The organism is Streptomyces sp. NPDC050263 (assembly GCF_040655955.1).
Taxonomy (GTDB): Bacteria; Actinomycetota; Actinomycetes; order Streptomycetales; family Streptomycetaceae; genus Streptomyces.
Genome location: NZ_JBFAKW010000042.1, coordinates 32,614 through 52,032 on the forward strand (window position 1 = coordinate 32,614; position 19,419 = coordinate 52,032).

Below are 19,419 nucleotides of genomic sequence, written 5' to 3' on the forward strand. Positions count from 1 at the left end.
GGCGTGTGTGCCGCTCATGCCGCGTGCACCCGGAACAGGCCGTCCTCGTCCAGCTCGTGCACCTGGCCGGTGTCCACCTCGTAGTACCACCCGTGCAGGCGCAGCCGACCCGTGTCGAGACGCCGCCGGGTCGCCGGGTAACTCCGCAGCACGGCAAGCTGGTTGACGACGTTCAGCTGTGCGACGTCCGGCATCGACGGGTCCTCGACCTGGCCGTCCAGGACGGGCGCCAGCCGCGGGCGGGCCAGTTGCAGCCAGGCGTCCACGCCGGGGAGGGCGGACAGGTCGTCGCCGGACTTGAGCGCGCCCATCGCGCCGCAGTGGGAGTGGCCGCACACCACGATGTCCTGAACGCCGAGCACCTCCAGTGCGTACTCGATGGTGGCCGCCTCGCCCGAGGCTCCCTGCCGGCCGTGCGGCGGAACGATATTTCCTGCGTTTCGCAGCTCGAATATCTCGCCGGGCCGCGCGCCCGTTATCAGGGCTGGAATCACCCGCGAGTCCGAGCAGGTGATGAACAATGCCTCGGGATATTGGCCTTCGGCCAAACGCCGGTATTCGCCGCTTTCGAAGTCGACCCGGCGCTTGAACGAACGGGCGCGGTCCAGCAGTGCCTTCATGGATCCTCCCAGTTCAGAGCTGGTCGGCATGGGGGTCCGACCAGTTCCTCATCACCGTAGAGGAGGCAATGCCAGGCGAAGGTTAGAGGAACACTAAACCGCCGACAAGAATGGGACAGTTTTCGTCCGGAGTTGAGTGGCTGCTCACATTGTCCGGGAGGTGCAGGCGGTTTCCTGACCGTTCTTGTAGCGTGTCAGGTCCACTGAACACGCGAATTCGGTTCAAGGGAGAGACGGGAACGCATGGGTGTACGAGTCCTGCTCATCGAGGACGACCGGACGATCGCCGAACCGCTCGTCGAGGGCCTGGGGAACTTCGGGCTGACGGTCCATCACGTCGCCACCGGCAACGAAGGGTTGAGGGCGGCGGCGTACGGCGAGGTCGATGTCGTCCTGCTCGACCTGGGGTTGCCCGACATCGACGGCATCGACGTCTGCCGGGGCATCCGGCAGACCTCCGACGTCCCCATCATCATCCTCAGCGCGCGGGGCGAGGAGGCCGACCGCGTACTGGGCCTGGAGCTGGGTGCCGACGACTACCTGGCGAAACCGTTCAGCATGCGTGAGCTGGTGGCGCGGGTGCGTGCGGTGACCCGGCGGACCCAACGGCGCGCGGAGACCGGGCAGTCGGCGGGCGGCGATCCGTTCGGCGGCGAGTCCTTCGGGGGCGTCGCGGGCGTCGGGGGCGGCCTGGGCGTCTCGGGCGTCGCGCCGGCGCCCTTCGCCGAACCGGCGCCTCGGCTTCTCGCGGACCCCGCACAACCGGCTCCCGCACAACCGGCTCCCGCACAACCGGCTCCCGCGCAACCGGCTCCCGCGCAACCGGCTCCCGCGCAACCGGCTCCCGCGCAACCGGCTCCCGTGCGACCGGCTCCCGTGCGACCCGCGCCCGCCGCGGCCCCTGTCGCCCTCGCCCCCACCGGCGCCGTCGGCCCGCTGGTCGTCGACCGTCGGACCCGGCAGGTGTGGGTGGGGGAGGGGGCGGTCGCGCTGACGCCCAAGGAGTTCGAACTGCTCGCGCTGCTCACGGAGGACCCCGGGGCCGTGTACTCGCGGCAGCAGATCCTCGACCGCGTGTGGGACCCGCACTACCAGGGGCCGACGAAGACGCTGGACGTCCATGTGGCCACCCTGCGGCGGAAGTTGGGCAACCCGGCCTGGATCCAGACCCTGCGCGGAGTGGGTTTCCGGCTGGCCGTGCACACCTCCTCGCCGGGTGCGCAGCAGGCCTATGCGCCCTCCGCCCCGGCCCAGGCCGCCCCCGTCGAGCCCGCGCCCGCCCAGGCCGTGCCCGCTCAGCCGACGTACGTCCAGTCCACGGCCTACGAGTCCTCCGCCTACGAGTCCTCCGCCTACGAGTCCTCCGCCTACGAGTCCTCCGCCTACGAGTCCTCCGCCTACGAGCCGTCCGCCTACGAGTCCTCCGCCTACGAGCCGTCCGCCTACGAGTCGTCCGCGTACGAGCCGCCCTCGGCGTACGAACCCCGGCCCGCCTACCCCCACGAGTCCTACGAGAGCTTCGACAGCTTCCAGCCCCATCAGCGCTCGGCGGCCTACCGATGACCCGTCGGCTGCTGCTCAGTTACCTCACGCTCGCCGCCCTGGTGCTGCTGTGCCTGGAGATCCCGCTCGGGTACGTGTACTCGCGGGGCGAGCGGGACCGGGTGATCAACCTGGCGAAGGACGAGGCCGAGTCGGTGTCGGCGTACGCCTCCCTCTCCATCTCGGCGGGCCGGGAGGCACAGGACCTGCCCGCGCGGGCCGCGCACTGCGCCGAACGCATCGGCGGCAAGGTGCTGATCGTCGACGAGAACGGCAGGCTGCTGGCCGCCTCGCATCCGCTCACCGAGCGCGAGGAGGGCGACCTCGCCACCTGGCCGGGGATCGCCGCCGCGCTACGGGGGACCGCCACCGCGGACGTCCGCACCTCCACCATCGGCGGGGTGCAGTACCTCGCGGTGGCCACCCCGGTGGTGCACGGCACCGAGGAACAGGGCGCCGTCCGGATCACCCTGCCGACCCGGATGGTGTCCGAACGGGTCCACCACGTCTGGCTGTTGTTGGCGCTCGGCGGACTCGCGGCGCTCACCGCGGTCGCCGCGCTCGGCTTCGTCATCGCCCGCTGGACCGGCCGGCCGATCCGTGAACTGGAGCGCGCGACCCACGAGTTGGCCGTCGGCGGGGCCGCCACACCCGTCGCGATCACCAACGGGCCGCCGGAGGTGCGCAGTCTCGCCGCGACCTTCAACCGCACCGCCGCCCGGCTGGAACATCTGCTGGCCTCCCAGCGGGCGTTCGCCGGCGAGGCCTCGCACCAGCTGAAGACGCCCCTCGCGGCGCTGCGGCTGCGGCTGGAGAACCTCGAGAGCGACATCGCCCTGAACGCCCGCGGTTCGCTCACCGCGGCGCTGACCGAGACCGACCGGCTGGCCCGGATGGTCGAGGGGCTGCTCGCGATGGCCCGGCTCGACGAGAGCGCCGCCGAACGCGAGACCGTCGACCTGGGCCGGGTGTGCGCGGAGCGGCACCGGGCCTGGATGCCGCTGTTCGAGCAGCACGGGGTCTGGCTGGCGCTGGCGGGGGACTACGACGGCGAGGTGCTGGCGCTGCCCGGGGCGGTGGAGCAGATCCTCGACAACCTGCTCTCCAACGCCCTGCGCGTGGCGCCTCCGGGCTCCACGGTCTCCGTCGACCCGCGCTGCCACACGCCCCACGAGCGCCGATTCACCCATCGCGGCCCGGCCGGTTCGGCGTGGGTGGAACTGCATGTCATGGACGAGGGTCCCGGGATGACCGAGGAGCAGCGCCGGCGTGCCTTCGACCGCTTCTGGCGCGCCCCGGACGCCCCCAAGGGCGGCACCGGCCTGGGCCTGGCCCTGGTACAGCGACTCGCCCACGCGAGCGGCGGCGAGGTCGTCCTGCGCCAGGCCCCCCACGGCGGCCTCGACGCGGTGATCCGCCTCCCCGCGGTACCGGCCCGTCCCGGCGTCAACGGCATCCCCGCCCAACGTCCGAGAGGACGCCTCCAGACGATGACCCCGGGCCCCCGCTGACCGGCCGGGCCACATCTCGCAGGCGCCGATGCGCACGACACCCGTCGGCAGCGGGCGGGCGGTCGGGCGCGGCCCCCGACACCAGCGGCGGCCGACGTCCGACGTCCGACGTCCGGCGGCCGACGTCCGACGTCCGGCGGCCGACGTCCGCCGGGCCCTCGGGCCGTCGGTACCCGCCGGGGCTTCGGCACTCGACCGGCGGTTCACCGGTCGTCAGGCCGTGCGTACCTCGTACGTCGCGATGCGTACCGTCTCGTCGTCCAGGCACTCGCCCGTTCGCAGGTCGAAGCGCTGTTTGAGGAGGGGGGAGGCGACGAAGGGGCGGCCCTGGTGGGTGCCGGTCAGGCCGCGGGAGAGGACGGCCGCGCCGCCGAAGGGGTCGCGGTTGTCGATGGCGAACAGGGCGCCGGAGCGGTCGCGGAACAGGGCGACCTGGCGGCCGTCCGGCAGGAGCGCGGCCACGCCCCGGCCGGGGACGAGCCGGCTCAGGTCGCAGACCGTGAACCAGCTGTCCGCCAGCTGGAGTTGGACCTTCAGGTCGGTGGTCTCGGGTGCCAGGGTCATCGCTGGGCGCTCCCTTCCAGGGGACGGTGGCCGATGGTGAGCAGCGGCAGGTCGGGCTTGATCTGGTCGCGTTCGGGGACGAAGCCGACGACCGGGTCGGGGGTGTCCGGCGCGTTGACGAAGGACACGAACCGGGCGAGCTTCTCGGGGTCGTTGATGGTGGTCGCCCACTCGTCGGCGTAGTGCGCCACGTGGTCGGTCATCAGGGACTCCAGCTCCTCGCAGATGCCGAGGGAGTCCTCGACGACCACGTCCCGGACGTGGTCCAGGCCGCCGGGGATGCGCTCCAGCCAGGTCGACGTGCGCTCCAGCCGGTCCGCCGTGCGGATGTAGAACATCAGGAAGCGGTCGATGAGCTTGATCAGCTCGCCATCGTCGAGATCCTGAGCCAGCAGGTCCGCGTGGCGTGGGGTCGCGCCGCCGTTGCCGCCCACATAGAGGTTCCAGCCGTTGGACGTGGCGATGATGCCGAAGTCCTTCGACTGGGCCTCGGCGCACTCGCGGGCGCAGCCGGAGACCGCCGACTTGAGCTTGTGGGGGGAGCGCAGTCCCCGGTAGCGCAGCTCCAGGTCGATCGCCATGCGGACGGAGTCCTGGACGCCGTAGCGGCACCAGGTCTGGCCTACGCAGGACTTCACCGTGCGCAGGGACTTGCCGTAGGCGTGCCCGGACTCGAAGCCGGCGTCCACCAACCGCGTCCAGATGAGCGGGAGTTGTTCGACGCGTGCGCCGAACATGTCGATCCGCTGGCCGCCGGTGATCTTCGTGTAGAGGCCGAAGTCGCGGGCGATCTCGCCGATCACGATCAGCCCTTCCGGGGTGATCTCGCCGCCGGGGATGCGCGGGACGACCGAATACGAGCCGTTCTTCTGGAGGTTGGCGAGGAAGTGGTCGTTGCTGTCCTGGAGGGCCGCCTGCTCGCCGTCCAGGACGTAGCCGCTCGCGCCGATCGTCGGGGCGAGGGAGGCGATGATCGAGCCGACCGCCGGCTTGCAGATCTCGCAGCCGTCGCCGCCCCGGGCGCCGTCACGGCCGTAGCGGTCCAGGAGGTCCTGGTAGGTGTTGATGCGCAGGGCGAGGACGATCTCGTACAGCTCCTCGCGGGTCTGGCCGAAGCAGCCGCACAGGCCCTTGTCGACCTCGACGCCGCTCGCCTCCAGCTCGGCGGTGAGCAGCTGGCCGAGGACCTTGACGCAACTGCCGCACGTCGTACCGGCCTTGGTGCACTTCTTCACCTCGGGCACGGTCGTGCAGTTGTGCTCGGTGACCGCGCCGCGGATCGTGCCCTTGCGGACGTTGTTGCAGGAGCAGATGATCGCGTCGTCCGGCAGCGCGGTCGGGCCGAGCTGGACGGACTCGCCGGCGCCGGCGGGCAGCACCAGCGACTCGGGCGCGACCGGCGGGACCGAGCCCGTGAACGCGCGCAGAGTGCCGTAGGCCTCCGCGTCGCCGACCAGGATGCCGCCGAGCAGCGTGCCGTCGCGGCCGATGACCAGCTTCTTGTACAGGCCCGAGCGGGAGTCGGAGTAGACGACGTCGAGGCAGTCCTCGGCAGTGCCGTGCGCGTCGCCGAAGGAGGCCACGTCCACGCCGAGCAGCTTCAGCTTGGTGGAGAGGTCGGCGCCGGTGAAGGAGAGCTGCTCGGCCTCGTCGTCGGCGGCGATCGTCGCGGCGGCGGTGGTGGCCTGCTCGTAGCCGGGGGCGACCAGGCCGTACACCCGGCCGTCGGCGGCCAGCGCGCACTCGCCGATCGCGAACACGTGCGGGTCGGCGACCGTACGGCACTGCTCGTCGACCGAGATGCCGCCGCGCTCGCCGACCGTCAGTCCGCAGTCGCGGGCGAGCTGGTCGCGGGGGCGGACGCCGGCGCTGAACACCACCAGGTCGGTGGCGAGTTCGGAGCCGTCGGACAGCTTCATGCCGGTCACCGCGCCGTCCTCGCCGACGACGATCTCCTGCGTGCCGACGCCGGTGTGGACGCTCAGGCCCATGTCCTCGATGGTGCGCAGCAGAGCCGCGCCGCCGCCCGCGTCGACCTGGACGGGCATCAGCCGGGGCGCGAACTCCACGATGTGGGAGGTGAGTCCGAGACCCTTCAGCGCGCCCGCGGCCTCCAGGCCCAGCAGACCGCCGCCGACCACCGCGCCGGTCGTGGCGCGCGACTTCGCGTACTCCTCGATGGCGAGGAGGTCCTCGATCGTCCGGTAGACGAAGCAGCCCTCGGCGTCCTTGTTGGGGACAGGCGGTACGAAGGGGTAGGAGCCGGTGGCGAGGACGAGCGTGTCGTACTCGAAGACCTGGCCGGAGCGGGCGGTGACCTTCTTCGCCTCGCGGTCGATCGTCTCCGCCGGGTCGCCGAGGTACAGCTCGATGCCGTGCGAGGCGATGAACTCCATGTCGGTCATGGAGAGCTCCTCGGGCGTCTTGCCCGAGAAGTACGAGGTGAGGGCGACGCGGTCGTACGCGGGGCGCGGCTCCTCGCACAGGACGACCACGCGGTGCGTGGCGGTCAGGCCGCGCTCGGCCAGCGCTTCGAGGAAGCGCTGGCCGACCATGCCATGGCCGACGAGCACGATCGTGGGGGTGGCCCCCAGGGTGGCGGTCATCAGGAGCCTCCGTCGTTGGTGAGCAGGTGGAGCAGGGGGCCGTCGTCGGGGAGCGGCTCTGCTCCCTCCCAGGCGCGCGCGAGCGCGCCGACGGTGCCGAGTTCGCCGACGAGGACCCCGCCGACCAGACGGTCGTCGCGGACGACGACCTTGCGGTAGGTGCCGCGGGTGGCGTCGGTGAGCTGGACGACGTCGTCGCCGGGGCGCGGTTCGGTCTCGCCGAACGCGGCGAGGTCGAAGGCGCTGTTCCCGGAAAGGCCGAAGGCGTTGTTTCCGGCGTTGTCCGCGGCGAGCGTGAGCCGGGTGAGGGCGCGGGTGCCGCCGTACCGCGCGTTCGTGTCGCCGGCGAGCAGTTCGGCGAGCACGTCGGCCTGTTCCAGCGCCGGCGCGGCGAGGCCGTACACGGTCCCGTCGTGCTGCGCGCAGTCGCCGATCGCCCGGATGTGCGGGTCGGACGTGCGCAGTTCGTCGTCCACGAGAACGCCCTTGTGGACGGCGATCCCCGCGTCCTTGGCGAGACCCGCGCGCGGGGAGACCCCGCAGGCCAGCACCACGAGGTCGGCGCCGAGCGTGTAGCCGTCGGCCATCTCCACCGAGCGGACGACCCCGCCGACGCAGCGCACGTCGCGCACCCGGCACTCGGTGTGCACCTCGACGCCGAGATCCTTGAGGTGCCGCAGCACCAGCCTGGAGGCGTTCGGGTCGAGCTGGCGCTCCATGAGTCGCTCGGCCTGCTGGGCGAGGACGACCTGCGCGCCGCGCACCGCGAGGGCGCGGGCCGCGGAGACCCCGAGCAGCCCGCCGCCGATGACGACCGCCCGCACGCCCGGCCGCACCGCCTTCGACAGACCGAGGCAGTCGTCCATGGTCCGGAAGGCGTGGACGCCCTCCGGAAGAACGTGGTCAGGGGTGAAGAGGCCGCGCAGCGGCGGCAGCACCGGGTTGGAGCCGGTGGCCAGGACGAGCGTGTCGTATGCGATCTCCGAGCCGTCCGCGCAGGCCACGGTCCGCCGGTCGCGGTCGATGCCGGTGGCCCGGGCGCGCACCAGACCGGCGGGCGCGGGCAGCGCGATCACGTCGGGGGCGTACCGGCCGGCCAGCACCTCGGCGAGCAGCACCCGGTTGTACGGCCGGTGCTCCTCCTCGCCGACGAGCAGCGCGGGCAGGCCCAGCTCGCCGAGCCGGCGGGCGAGGCGTACGCCCGCGAGGCCGGCGCCGAGCACCACCACACGCGAATTCGAGGTCATGTCCAGGAGCGTGCGACGCCGACGTTACCCGGCAGCATCACGGTTGTTTCCCGCGAGGAACGCTGCCCTCAGCAGAGCCCGGGCACGGGTGTGAGGGTTCGCCCAGGAGGTCAGCGGGCGCCTGTGAGGTGGGCGAAGACGACCACGTTGCCCTGGTAACCGGTTGCCCGGGAGTATCCGCCGCCGCAGGTGATCACCCGTAGCTCGGGCCGGTCGGCGGCGCCGTAGACCTTCTCGTCGGGAAACGCGTCGGCGCGGTACACCTCGACGGCGTCCACCGTGAACACGGCCACGCTTGCGTCGCGCCGGTCCACCTCGATGGCGCTGCCCTTGCGCAGGGCGCCCAGGTCGTAGAAGACGGCAGGCCCGTCTGCGTTGTCGACATGGCCGGCGACGATCGCGGTGCCCGTCTCGCCGGGCGTGGTGCCGGCCTCGTACCAGCCGGCGAGGTTCCTCTTCTCGGCGGGCGGGACGTCGAGGCTGCCGGAAGCGGTCAGGGCCAGGCCCGTCAGCGGGGCGTCCACGTGGATCGCGGGGATGCGGACCCGGTCCGGCGGGGAGGGCGGCAGCGCGGGCGCCGCGGCCCCCTCGACCTCCCGGTCGGCATGCGCCTGCGCGGCGGACGGCTGCGGCGGGGCGTGCGTCTCGACGCCGCCGCGCAGCAGCCACGCACCGCAGCACAGGGCGACCACGGTGACGGCCGCTATCGCGGAGTTGCCGACCTTGCGCATGCCAAGACCTCCCGTGGGTGCTCCGTGGACGCTCCGTGAGCGGGAACCCCGTGCCCCCTCCGGGCCGCGAGGGGCGTCGGACCCGGAGGGGGAGGGGACATGCGGTACCGGCGGACGGACAGCGGAGGGTGTCCGTCAGATCCCGTCGCCTCTCGCCCGGCGATGCAGGAGCCAGGTACCGCCCGCGGCGGCGACGGCGAGAGCCGCCACACCGGCCGCGGTCTGTACGGGGTCGGGGCCCAGTGCGCCGCCGACCCCCGTCTTCACACTTCCTCGCGGATACACCGCCTGCCGGTCCGAGGCCAGCACGACCACCAGGTCTCCGGTGATCCGCCGCCCGCCCACGGCGCACTCCGCGACGATCTCGTACGTTCCCGGCTGCGCGCTCGGCGGCACCTGGAACTGCCCGATCGCCTCACCGTCGTGCGTGGTGGGCGCGAGCGTGAAGCGACCGGCGCCCACCGCCCCGGCATCGCCCGCCGCCGCCCCGCCGTCCCCGCACGCCGCCGTGTTCACCGAGACCTGCCCGCCCGGCACCGCGGTGGACGGGTACACGTCCAGGCGCCCGGCGCCGGCCGCGTGGGCGGGCGCGGCGAGTCCGGCCGCGGCGGTGACGGCGAGCGCCGTACCGGTCAGCAGCCGGGCTGCGGTACGGGCGGTACGTCGTCGCATCGGTGCTCCTCACGAGCTCTTCGGTCGCGTCCCTGTCCTTCAGAGGTAAGTCGCAGCGCGGCGAGCGCGCTTGCCGAGGATGCGTCAGGAATGGGATGAACGGGTGTCGGACGGGCCGCCAGGAAGGGTGTGTGCGCCCGCGTTTCAGCAGGTCATCGACGTGCGGGCGGCTTCGTCGCGCGCGGGACGGAAATGCGTCCGCCGGAGGGTGTGAACGGGTGACCGCGTCTCGTCCTTTGTCGTCGCCGAGGCGGCGCACGCTCACCGCCGCGTGAGCCAGTCCCCGCCCTCGATCAGCTTGCCCCGGGCCCGCAGGCCTGCGGCGACGGCGGGCGCGGCGACGTACACCCAGGCGCGCACGGGGCCTTCGGGAGCCGAGCCGCCCGCGTCGAGCACCTCGCGGACCGCCCCGCGGACCACCTCGCGCTCGACGCGCTCGTACAGGTTGCGCGGGTCGCCCGGCGCGTACTCCTCCAGCCGGTCGAGGTCGGCGAGCAGCCGCGCGTACGACTCGGGCCGGGCGGTGACCAGTTCGCCGGCCACCGTTCCGCCCGGCTCCTGCGGCGTCTCGACCGCGTACGGATAGCCCGGCCCGTCGTACAGCACCGCGCCCGCCAGCCGGGCCGGTTCCTCGCGCAGGGTCCTGCCGCGCAGGAAGAGGTCGTGGTTGACCTCGCCGGGGCGAAGGGTGCCGTAGACGAAGAAGGGGAGTTCGGGGGCGCTCACGGAAACGATTCTCCCCCTTCTCTCCCCCTTCACCGATGCCCGCCGATCCTCACCCGTCCCCCGCGTAGGCGCTATGGACATGACATGTCATGGCCTCTTAAATGCCAGGACGAACTCAGCGCCACACCCTCGCACCCACCTCGCACCCACCTCGCACCACACCTCGCACCACCCCCGAGTCACCCCCACACGCGCCCCCACGGCGCCTTCTCGAGGAGACCGAAGACACTGATGAGTCGGATACGGCAGCACGTCCGAGGTTCCCGTCTCGCCACCGCCGGCATCGCCGCCACCACGGCCACGCTCCTGGCCGCCGTCCTCTCCCCGGTCGCCGACGCGGCCGACCGGCCGACCCGGGCCGACGCTCTCGACAACGCGGCGGCGGCCCTCGCCGACCAGGCGGCCGCCCTGGGCCTCAGCTCGCTGCAGGGCACGTCCGTCCGGGACGTGGTCGTCGACAAGGACGGCGCCCAGCACGTCCGCTACGACCGCACCTACCGCCAACTCCCCGTCCTCGGCGGCGACTTCGTGGTCCACCTGGCCCCCGACGGCGCCTACCGCAGCGCGAACCGGGCGACGGGCGCGACGATCTCGCTGCCGAGCATCGCCCCCGCCCTCTCCGCCCCCAAGGCCGCCGACGTCGCCGTGAACGCCCTGCGCGCCGCCAACCCGGGCGAGCCGCTGAAGCAGGTGAAGGCCAAGCCGCAGCTGGTCGTCGACGCCCTGCACGGCGCCCCCGAGCTGGCCTGGCGGACGAACGTCGTCGCCCTGGACTCGCTCGGCAACCCGGTCGCCCGCGAGGTGCTGACCGACGCCCGCACCGGCGCCCAGATCGACGCCTGGGACAGCATCGAGACGGCCACCGGCGACGGCAAGTCCCTGTACGGCGGCACGGTCCCGCTGGAGACGACCCTCTCGGGCTCGACGTACCAGCTCAAGGACCCGACGCGCGGGAACACGTACACCGGCGACGCGGAGAACAAGACCGACCTGTGCATCTTCGGCATCTGCATCAGCCGCGCCCCGGCGACGCTGTTCACGGACGCCGACAACCACTGGGGCACCGGCGCGGCCGCGGACCGCTCCACGGCCGCCGTCGACGCGCAGTACGGCACCGACGTCACCTGGGACTACTACAAGAACGTGCACGGCCGCAACGGCATCGGCAACGACGGCAAAGGCTCCTACAACCGGGTCCACTACGGCAACAACTACGCCAACGCCTTCTGGGACGACAGCTGCTTCTGCATGACGTACGGCGACGGCAACGCGACCCAGCTCGGCCCGCTCGTGGCGCTGGACGTGGCGGGCCACGAGATGTCCCACGGCGTGACGTCGAAGACGGCCAACCTGACCTACTCGGGCGAGTCCGGCGGCCTCAACGAGGCCACGTCCGACATCTTCGGCTCGCTGGTCGAGTTCTACGCGGGCAACGCCTCCGACCCCGGCGACTACCTCATCGGCGAGAAGATCGTCCGCTCCGGCTTCGGCCGGGACGCCCTGCGCTACATGGACAAGCCGAGCAAGGACGCCAACTCCGCCGACTACTGGAGCAGTTCGGTCGCGGGCCTGGACGTCCACTATTCCTCGGGCGTCGCCAACCACTTCGCCTACCTCCTCGCCGAGGGCAGCGGCACGAAGACGATCAACGGAGTCACCTACAACTCCCCGACGTACAACGGCTCCACGCTCACCGGCATCGGCCGCGACAAGCTCGGCGCGATCTGGTACCGGGCCCTGACCGTCTACATGACGTCCTCGACGAACTACGCGGGCGCGCGGACGGCCACCCTCAACGCGGCCAGGGACCTCTACGGCAGCGGCGGCACGGAGTACAACGCGGTCGCGGCAGCCTGGAGCGCGGTCAACGTGAACTGACTGTCGCGTGGCTGGATCACCCGCTAAGCTCCCCCGGCGCGCGCAACCGGCGCGCGCCGGGGGGATCAGGGTGACCAGGGGGTACCGGGGGTAATGGGTGACATGGGGGACACGGGCGAGGACGTCGGCGTGGCCGAGAAGGGGCCCAGCGCATGGGCCCAGGCGACGGCGGCGCTGGTCGTGGTCGCGGCCATCGGGGGCGGGCTGCTGGTGCTGCAGAAGAACACGGCCGACGCCGTCGACGAACCGGCCACCTGCTCGGCCGACGCCGAGGCCGGCAAGGAAGCCGAGGAGGCCGCGGCGGCGAAACGCCTCTCGGGGTCGCAGTTGTGCACGGCGCTCAACCGCGCGGACCTGCCGACGCTCCTCGGCACGCCCCGGGAGCAGGCGCGCGGGACGGGCCAGGGCACCACCGGCTCGGCCACGTCGCTGATCGGCGTCGTCCCCGAGGCGACCGTCACGCTCGACACCTACACCGTGAAGCTCTCACGGTCCTACGACGACCTCCCGCTGGCCCGGTTGGAGGGCCTGCTGGACGGCGCGCAGAAGAAGACGATCCTCGGGCATCCCGCGGTGCTCTACACGAGCCAGACGATCGCCGTCCGCTTCGACCTCGGCGGCGGCAAGTCCGAATCCGCCCCCGGTTCCGTCGCCCGCAGCCTGCTCGTCGCCCCGGACGCCAAGGACGCCGGCGGCTCCTACGAGATAGCCGTCTGGCGCCAGGACGGCGTGATGCCCGACGACGCGGCCCTGATCCGCGTCGCGCAGCAGGTGCTGCCGACGGTCCCCGGCTGGACGGCCGGATGATCCGTTCCTCCACCACTGCGCACTGGGCGCGACCGCGCGCGCGGTCTGCCTGACAGGGAGTCCGGACGGCGGGAGGGCCGGTGCCCGACGGCACCGGCCCTGCGGTCACTGCGGGGCGACGGTCAGGCGACCGGCTCCGGTTCCTCGATCGGCGCCGTCTCCTCCGTCTCCGGCGTGCGGTCGCGCATCACCAGGGTGGCCAGGATCGCCGCGGCCAGGACGCCGATCGCGCTGACCGTGAAGGTCGTCGTCATCGAGGCGGTGAAGGCCTCCCCGGCCGCCCGGACCAGACCGGCGTCCTCGCCGGCCACCGCCAGCGCCCCGCCGATCGACTGCCGGGCCGCCTCGGGGGCGTCGGCGGGCATCTCGGCGGCGAAGCCGCTGGTCAGCAGGGAGCCGAGGATCGCGATGCCGAGGGCGGTGCCGGCCTGCTGGATCGTGTCGTTCAGGGCCGAGCCGACGCCCGCCCGGTCCGCGGGGATGGTGCTCATCAGCGCGCCGACGGCGGCCGGCATCGCCAGACCCGCGCCGAGGCCGAGCAGCCCGAGGGCTATCGCCGGGACGGTGAAGCCCGAGTCGGCGTCGACCGTCGTCAGCAGGGCGAAGCAGGCGACCATCACGAGCATGCCGGCCAGGATCACGAACCGGTTGCCGATCTTCTCGGCCAGCTTCACGCCCACGCCGTTGCCGATCAGCGCCGCCACGGCGAGCGGCAGGAAGGCGAGGCCCGCCTTGACGGGGGAGTAGCCGAGGACGAACTGCAGGTACTGGGTGAGGACCAGCAGCAGACCGCCGTTGCCGATCTGGACCAAGGCCAGCGAGAGCGAACCGCCGCTGAAGTTGCGGTGCTTGAACAGGACCAGCGGGACCATCGGCGATGCGGTGACGTTCTCCCAGATCACGAACCCGGCCAGGCCGACGACGGCGACCGCGAGGCTGACGGCGGAGCGGCCGTCGAACGCGCCGTGCTGCGGGATCTCGATGATCCACCAGACCAGGGCGGTCATGCCGACCGCGGACAGCACGGCGCCCAGCGGGTCCGCCTTCTGCCAGGGCGCCTTGGACTCCGGCATCAGGAGCACACCGGCGACGACGGCGAGGGCGACGACCGGGACGTTGATGAAGAAGATCGAGTGCCAGGAGAAGTGGTCGATCAGGATGCCGCCCAGGACCGGGCTGCCGACCAGCCCCAGCATCGACACCGAACCCCAGGCCGCCATCGCCTTGCCGCGCTCGTCCTCGTCGAAGACGGTGATGAGGATCGAGAGGGTGGAGGGCATGATCAGCGCCCCGCCGACGCCCATCGCGGTGCGCACGGCGATCACCTCGCCGGGGCTGGTGCAGATCGTCGCGGCGAGTGAGGCCGCCCCGAAGAGCACCAGGCCGATCAGCATCACCTTCCGGCGGCCGAAGCGGTCGCCGAGGCTGCCCGAGGTGAGCAGGAGACCCGCGAAGACCAGGATGTAGGAGTCGAGGATCCACTGCGTGTCCTGGGCGGTGGCGCCGAGGTCCTCGGTCATCGAGGGCACCGCGACGGTGAGCGCCATGCTGTCGATCGTCAGGACCACCGTGCTCAGGCACAGCACGACGAGGATCCACCAGCGGCGGGGATCGCGCCCGCTCCCACTGTTCTCGGCACGCGCTTCCATGGCTTCTCCCCTGTTGTGTGCGAACGCTGTTCCTTCGATGCGCACACTGTACGCACGGCGGAACAGTGTGCGCAAGTATCGAACTCTGTACGCTGGAGGCGCACGTTGTACGCACGTCGTACGCATCGAGGAGTGGGAGAGCCTGTGGCCGCCAAGGCGAAGGACCCGGCGAAGAACCCGAACCCCGTCCCGTCCGTCTGGGCCCGGCAACGGCGCGAGCCGGACCAGCCCGCGCTGAGCAGGGACGCGATCGTCCGTGAGGCGATCACGATGCTGGACGCCGACGGCATCGAGGCGCTGAGCATGCGCAAGCTGGGCGCGCGCCTGAACGCCGGCGCGACCTCCCTCTACCGGCACGTCGCCACCAAGGACGAGCTGATGGAGCTGGCGGTGGACGAGGTCGCGGGCGAGATCCACGTCCCGCCCGCCGACACGCCCGACTGGCGGGCCGCCGTCACCGAGGCCGCGGGCTCGTTCCGTACGACGGCGCTACGGCACCCCTGGCTGTCCTCGGTCCTCGGCCAGGCCGGCCTCGCCTACCTCGGCCCCAACCTCATGGCCTTCTCCGAGCGGCTGGCCGCGCTGTTCACCGCGGCGGGCTTCCCCGAGCCGAGCGGCGCGATCGACACGGTCCTGTCGTATGTGATCGGCATGAGCACCACGGAGGCCGCCTGGCTCACCACGGTCGCCCGCTCCGGCGAGACCGAGGCCGACTTCATCGCCCGTCTCCTGCCCGCCGCCCAGCAGGCCGCCGCCTCCTACGACCACCTCTCCGAGGGGTACGCGGCCGGCGCCGCCGTGGCCGGCGACCCGGTCGCCCTGCGCGACGCCAAGTTCGCCTACGGCCTGGACGTCGTCCTGGACGGCCTGGCGCTACGACTGCCCCGCTGAGCCGTACGGGATCGCCTCACGGTTTCGCCGTACGGGTTCGCCTCACGGGTCCGCCCGCTCCGCCCGCTCCACCCGCACCGCGCACACCTTGAACTCCGGCATCCGCGAGGTCGGGTCCAGGGCCGGGTTGGTCAGCGTGTTGGCGCGGCCCTCGCCCGGCCAGTGGAACGGCATGAAGACGGTGTCCGGACGGATGCCGACGGTGATCCGGGCCGGGGCGACGGCCCGCCCGCGCCGGGAGGTCACGGCCAACGGGTCGCCCTCGGCCGCCCCGAGCCGCGCCGCCAGCCGGGGGTGCAGCTCCACGAACGGACCGGGAGCGGCGGCGTTCAGCTCGTCCACGCGCCGGGTCTGAGCGCCGGACTGGTACTGCGCCACGACCCGCCCGGTGGTGAGCAGCACGGGGTAGTCGTCGTCCGGCTCCTCGGCGATCGGCCGGTGCGAGACCGGCACGAACCGCGCCCGCCCGTCGGCGGTGGCGAACCGGTCGAGAAAGAGCCGGGGCGTGCCGGTGGGCCGTCGGTCGTCCTGGGCGGGGCAGGGCCAGAACACTCCCTCCCCCTCCGCCAGCCGCTCGTAGCTGATCCCGGAGTAGTCCGCGACGCCGCCCGCGCTGGCGCGCCGCAGCTCCTCGAAGACCTCCTCGGGCTCGACCGGGAACCCCTTGTCGACGCCGAGCCGCGCCGCCAGCTCGTGCAGCACCTCCAGGTCGCTGCGCACGCCCTCCGGGGCGGTGATCGCGCGCTGCCGCAACAGCACCCGACCCTCCAGGCTGGTCGTCGTCCCCGTCTCCTCCGCCCACTGGGCGACCGGCAGGACGACGTCCGCGAGGGCCGCCGTCTCCGACAGGACGACATCGCACACGGCAAGGAAATCGAGGGACTTGATGCGCTCCTCGATGTGCGCGGCGCGCGGCGCGGACACCACCGGGTTCGACCCCATCAGCAGCAGCGACCGCACATCGGACCCCAGCGCGTCCAGCAGTTCGTAGGCGCTGCGGCCCGGCCCGGGCAGCGAGTCGGGGTCGACGCCCCACACCTCGGCGACGTGCGCTCGCGCCGCCGGGTCGTCCAGCTTGCGGTAGCCGGGCAGCTGGTCGGCCTTCTGGCCGTGCTCGCGCCCGCCCTGTCCGTTGCCCTGCCCGGTCAGACAGCCGTAGCCGCTGAGCGGCCGCCCGGCCCGGCCCGTCGCCAGGCACAGGTTGATCCACGCGCCGACCGTGTCGGTCCCCTTGGACTGCTGCTCGGGCCCGCGCGCGGTGAGCACCATCGCCGCCTCGGGCTCGCAGAACAGCCGCACGGTTTCCCGGAGTTGAGGAACGGACACCCCCGTGATCCGTTCCACGTACTCCGGCCAGTGGGCCATGGCGGCCGCCCGCGTCTCCTCCCAGCCGGCCGTCCGCTCGCCCACGTACTCCTCGTCGACGCGCCCCTCGGCGACGATCAGGTGCAACAGGCCGAGCGCCAGCGCGAGATCCGTCCCCGGGCGGGGCGCGAGGTGCAGGTCGGCCTGCTCGGCGGTCTTCGTCCGCCGCGGGTCGACGACGATCAACGTGCCGCCGTTCTCCCGCAGTTCGTTGAAGTACCGCAGCGCGGGCGGCATCGTCTCCGCGAGGTTGGACCCGACCAGGATCACGCACCCGGTCCGCGGGATGTCCTCCAGGGGGAAGGGCAGCCCCCGGTCGAGCCCGAACGCCTTGATGCCGGCCGCCGCGGCGGACGACATGCAGAACCGGCCGTTGTAGTCGATCTGCGAGGTGCCGAGCACGACCCGCGCGAACTTGCCGAGCGCGTACGCCTTCTCGTTCGTCAGCCCGCCCCCGCCGAACACGCCCAGCGCGTCCGGCCCGTGCTCCGTGCGGATGCGGCCCAGCTCCCCGGCGATCCGGTCCAGCGCCTCGTCCCAGCCGGCCGGCACGAGCTCGCCGCCGGCCGAGCGCACCAGCGGGGAGGTCAGCCGGACGCCCGGCGCCAGCACCGCGGGAGCCGTACGCCCCTTTCCGCACAGGGCGCCCCGGTTCACCGGGAAGTCCGTGCGCTCGACCACCTCGACGCCCCCCGTGGGCAGTGGCGACAGGGCCATCCCGCACTGCAACGCGCAGTACGGGCAGTGGGTGGGCGTCGAGGCGGTCCGCATGCGCCCAGCGTGCGTCGGCCGTGTTACGTGCCGTGCCGTCTCCTGTTACGGCGCTGTGGTCGTGCCCTCCCCGACGCCGGGTCAGCCCCGTGAGGCGGCCGCCGCGTCATCCGGATCCGCCGCCAGCGCCCGCGCCACGCCCTGCTCCTTCGGCCCCAGGAACCGCGGATCCGGCTCGAACACCGCGTCCAGAGCCGCCTTGCCGGCCGCGAGGATCTCCCGGGCCCCGCCGTAGTACCAGGTCACGTCATGCTTCGCGGCCACCCCGATCCCGTAGGAGTCCACCCCCGCCGCCTCGCACAGGGCGACGGCCCGCCGGATGTGGAACCCCTGGCTGATCAGGACGGCCCTGTCGACGCCGAAGATCTTCTTGGCGCGGACGCAGGAGTCCCAGGTGTCGAAACCGGCGTAGTCGCTGACGATCCGCGCGTCCGGCACCCCGTGCCCGGTGAGATAGGTGCGCATGGCGTCGGGCTCGTCGTACTCCTTGCGGCTGTTGTCACCCGTGACGAGCACGACCTTGATCCGGCCCTCCCGGTACAGCCGCACCGCCGCGTCCAGCCGGTGCGCGAGGTACGGCGACGGCTCGCCGTCCCACAGCCCGGCCCCGAACACGACGGCGACCTCGGTGCGCGGCGCGTCGGCGGTCGTGCCGAGCCGGTCGGCCGTCGACACGAACAGCCAGGTGGCCGGCAGCAGCGCGAGCACACACCCGGCCATCACGGCCTGCACCAGCCGACGCCGCCCGGCACGGGTGCGCGGCAGCCGCGGTCGACGGATGTCCATTCGGTGTCCCCCCATTGCCGGTCATGACCGTCTGCATCACCGTTCACGACCGTCTTCGTTGCCCTTACGGCCTGGGAAGACGCGATGGACGATGATCCGGTTCACCCCCCCTCGCCGGGTGTCCCGCACCTCACACCGCCCCCGCCCCGGCGGTGAACCCCCGGAAAACACTCGTGACGGTCAGGCAACGGGGGTGCAACCTCGCGGCGTCAGGATCGGTCCATGAGCCAGCCAAGCCTCGTCCACCTCGCCGGCCGCCGGCGTCCCGGCCCGCCCGCGCTGGTCGTCGTCGCCCACGGCAGCCGCGACCCGCGCGCCCTGAGCACCGTCCGCACGCTCCTGGACCGGGTCCGCGAGCAGCGCCCCGACGTTCCGGTCCACCTCGGCCACATCGAGCTCAACGAGCCCCTGCTGACCGACACGCTGGCCGACCTGGACGCCCGCGGCACGACGGACGCCGTCCTGGTCCCGCTCCTCCTCGCCCGCGGCTACCACGTCAAGCGCGACATCCCCGAGATGGCGGCGACGGCCCGGGTACGCACGCGCGTGGCCGCACCGCTGGGCCCGCACCCTCTCCTGACGGACACCCTGTACACCCGCCTGATCGAGGCCGGCTGGAACCCGGACCTCACGGACGAGGAACGCCGCACGAGCGCGGTGGTCCTGGCGGCAGCGGGCTCCCGAGACCCCGACTCGGCCGTGGACACCCGCCGCACGGCCGACCTCCTGGCCCGCCGCCTGGGTGTGCCGGTGGTCCCGGCCTACGCCACCACGGCGACCCCGACGATCCCGACGGCACTGCGCGCCCTGGCGGCGAGGGGCCGCGACCGCATCGCGATCGCCTCCTACTTCACCGCCCCCGGCCGCTTCGCGACAGAGTCCGCGGCGGCGGCCCCCTGGATCGCCTCGGCCCCCCTGGGCACCCACCCCGCGATGGCCGACCTCCTCCTCCACCGCTACGACCAGGCAGCCGCCACAGGGGCCGGGATCAACGCCGCCTGAGGGGCGCGGCACCCCACCTGGCGCCCAATTGTCACTATGGCCGCTTACTGT

At 72.6% G+C, this 19,419-nt stretch carries 15 protein-coding genes and 3 pseudogenes; 7 read left to right on the plus strand and 11 right to left on the minus strand.

Annotation, left to right across the window (positions count from 1 at the left end; genetic code table 11):
• Nucleotides 1-14 precede the first annotated feature (14 nt).
• A complete protein-coding gene (locus AB0J04_RS20385) occupies nt 15-620 on the minus strand; it encodes a carbonic anhydrase (RefSeq protein ID WP_363169913.1) in 606 nt (201 codons plus the stop codon).
• 243 nt (nt 621-863) lie between these two features.
• On the opposite strand from AB0J04_RS20385, the pseudogene AB0J04_RS20390 reads away from it, so the two are divergent.
• A pseudogene (locus tag AB0J04_RS20390) lies at nt 864-1,193 on the plus strand (response regulator); the annotation flags it as partial.
• 231 nt (nt 1,194-1,424) lie between these two features.
• Here AB0J04_RS20390 and AB0J04_RS20395 read toward each other — a convergent pair.
• Nucleotides 1,425-1,472: pseudogene (locus AB0J04_RS20395) on the minus strand (hypothetical protein); the annotation flags it as partial.
• 78 nt (nt 1,473-1,550) lie between these two features.
• Here AB0J04_RS20395 and AB0J04_RS20400 point away from each other — a divergent pair.
• Nucleotides 1,551-1,826, plus strand: a pseudogene (locus AB0J04_RS20400) (winged helix-turn-helix domain-containing protein); the annotation flags it as partial.
• Between the two features lie 353 nt (nt 1,827-2,179).
• Nucleotides 2,180-3,673 (plus strand): ATP-binding protein, encoded by a 1,494-nt coding sequence (locus AB0J04_RS20405; protein WP_363169914.1) that lies wholly within the window; start codon nt 2,180-2,182, stop codon nt 3,671-3,673.
• Nucleotides 3,674-3,886: 213 nt separating this feature from the next.
• Here AB0J04_RS20405 and nirD read toward each other — a convergent pair whose 3' ends face one another.
• From nirD to AB0J04_RS20435, 6 genes are all read right to left on the minus strand, one after another.
• Complete coding sequence (gene nirD / locus AB0J04_RS20410; RefSeq protein WP_363169916.1) at nt 3,887-4,237, minus strand: nitrite reductase small subunit NirD; 351 nt, start codon at nt 4,235-4,237, stop codon at nt 3,887-3,889.
• Complete coding sequence (gene nirB, locus AB0J04_RS20415; RefSeq protein WP_363169917.1) at nt 4,234-6,843, minus strand: nitrite reductase large subunit NirB; 2,610 nt, start codon at nt 6,841-6,843, stop codon at nt 4,234-4,236. Before nirB ends, nirD begins: the two co-directional genes overlap by 4 nt.
• A complete protein-coding gene (locus AB0J04_RS20420) occupies nt 6,843-8,090 on the minus strand; it encodes an FAD-dependent oxidoreductase (protein ID WP_363169918.1) in 1,248 nt (415 codons plus the stop codon). The genes nirB and AB0J04_RS20420 overlap by 1 nt, the downstream gene beginning before the upstream one ends.
• Nucleotides 8,091-8,200: 110 nt before the next feature.
• Nucleotides 8,201-8,821 carry a class F sortase gene (locus AB0J04_RS20425; protein WP_363169919.1) on the minus strand — a complete coding sequence of 207 codons (621 nt, stop codon included), beginning with the start codon at nt 8,819-8,821 and terminating at the stop codon, nt 8,201-8,203.
• A gap of 135 nt (nt 8,822-8,956) precedes the next feature.
• Entirely contained in the window at nt 8,957-9,493 is a 537-nt protein-coding gene (locus AB0J04_RS20430; protein ID WP_363169920.1) for a hypothetical protein, read from the minus strand.
• A gap of 261 nt (nt 9,494-9,754) precedes the next feature.
• The gene (locus AB0J04_RS20435) at nt 9,755-10,219 is read right to left on the minus strand and encodes a gamma-glutamylcyclotransferase family protein (RefSeq protein ID WP_363169922.1); all 465 of its coding nucleotides are present in this window, start codon (nt 10,217-10,219) and stop codon (nt 9,755-9,757) included.
• Nucleotides 10,220-10,450: 231 nt separating this feature from the next.
• Between AB0J04_RS20435 and AB0J04_RS20440 the strand changes: the two genes are divergently transcribed.
• Nucleotides 10,451-12,097: a M4 family metallopeptidase gene (locus tag AB0J04_RS20440; RefSeq protein WP_363169923.1), complete on the plus strand. Its 1,647-nt coding sequence runs from the start codon at nt 10,451-10,453 to the stop codon at nt 12,095-12,097.
• Between the two features lie 102 nt (nt 12,098-12,199).
• Entirely contained in the window at nt 12,200-12,904 is a 705-nt protein-coding gene (locus tag AB0J04_RS20445; RefSeq protein ID WP_363169924.1) for a DUF6215 domain-containing protein, read from the plus strand.
• Between the two features lie 122 nt (nt 12,905-13,026).
• Here AB0J04_RS20445 and AB0J04_RS20450 read toward each other — a convergent pair whose 3' ends face one another.
• The gene (locus AB0J04_RS20450) at nt 13,027-14,553 is read right to left on the minus strand and encodes an MFS transporter (protein WP_363169925.1); all 1,527 of its coding nucleotides are present in this window, start codon (nt 14,551-14,553) and stop codon (nt 13,027-13,029) included.
• 132 nt (nt 14,554-14,685) lie between these two features.
• Here AB0J04_RS20450 and AB0J04_RS20455 point away from each other — a divergent pair, with 132 nt between their 5' ends.
• Entirely contained in the window at nt 14,686-15,444 is a 759-nt protein-coding gene (locus AB0J04_RS20455) for a TetR/AcrR family transcriptional regulator C-terminal domain-containing protein (protein WP_363169926.1), read from the plus strand.
• 42 nt (nt 15,445-15,486) lie between these two features.
• Here AB0J04_RS20455 and AB0J04_RS20460 read toward each other — a convergent pair whose 3' ends face one another.
• A complete protein-coding gene (locus AB0J04_RS20460) occupies nt 15,487-17,580 on the minus strand; it encodes a molybdopterin oxidoreductase family protein (RefSeq protein WP_363169927.1) in 2,094 nt (697 codons plus the stop codon).
• 81 nt (nt 17,581-17,661) lie between these two features.
• Nucleotides 17,662-18,366 carry an ElyC/SanA/YdcF family protein gene (locus AB0J04_RS20465; RefSeq protein ID WP_363169929.1) on the minus strand — a complete coding sequence of 235 codons (705 nt, stop codon included), beginning with the start codon at nt 18,364-18,366 and terminating at the stop codon, nt 17,662-17,664.
• Between the two features lie 222 nt (nt 18,367-18,588).
• Here AB0J04_RS20465 and AB0J04_RS20470 point away from each other — a divergent pair, with 222 nt between their 5' ends.
• The gene (locus AB0J04_RS20470) at nt 18,589-19,368 is read left to right on the plus strand and encodes a sirohydrochlorin chelatase (RefSeq protein ID WP_363169930.1); all 780 of its coding nucleotides are present in this window, start codon (nt 18,589-18,591) and stop codon (nt 19,366-19,368) included.
• Nucleotides 19,369-19,419 lie beyond the last annotated feature (51 nt).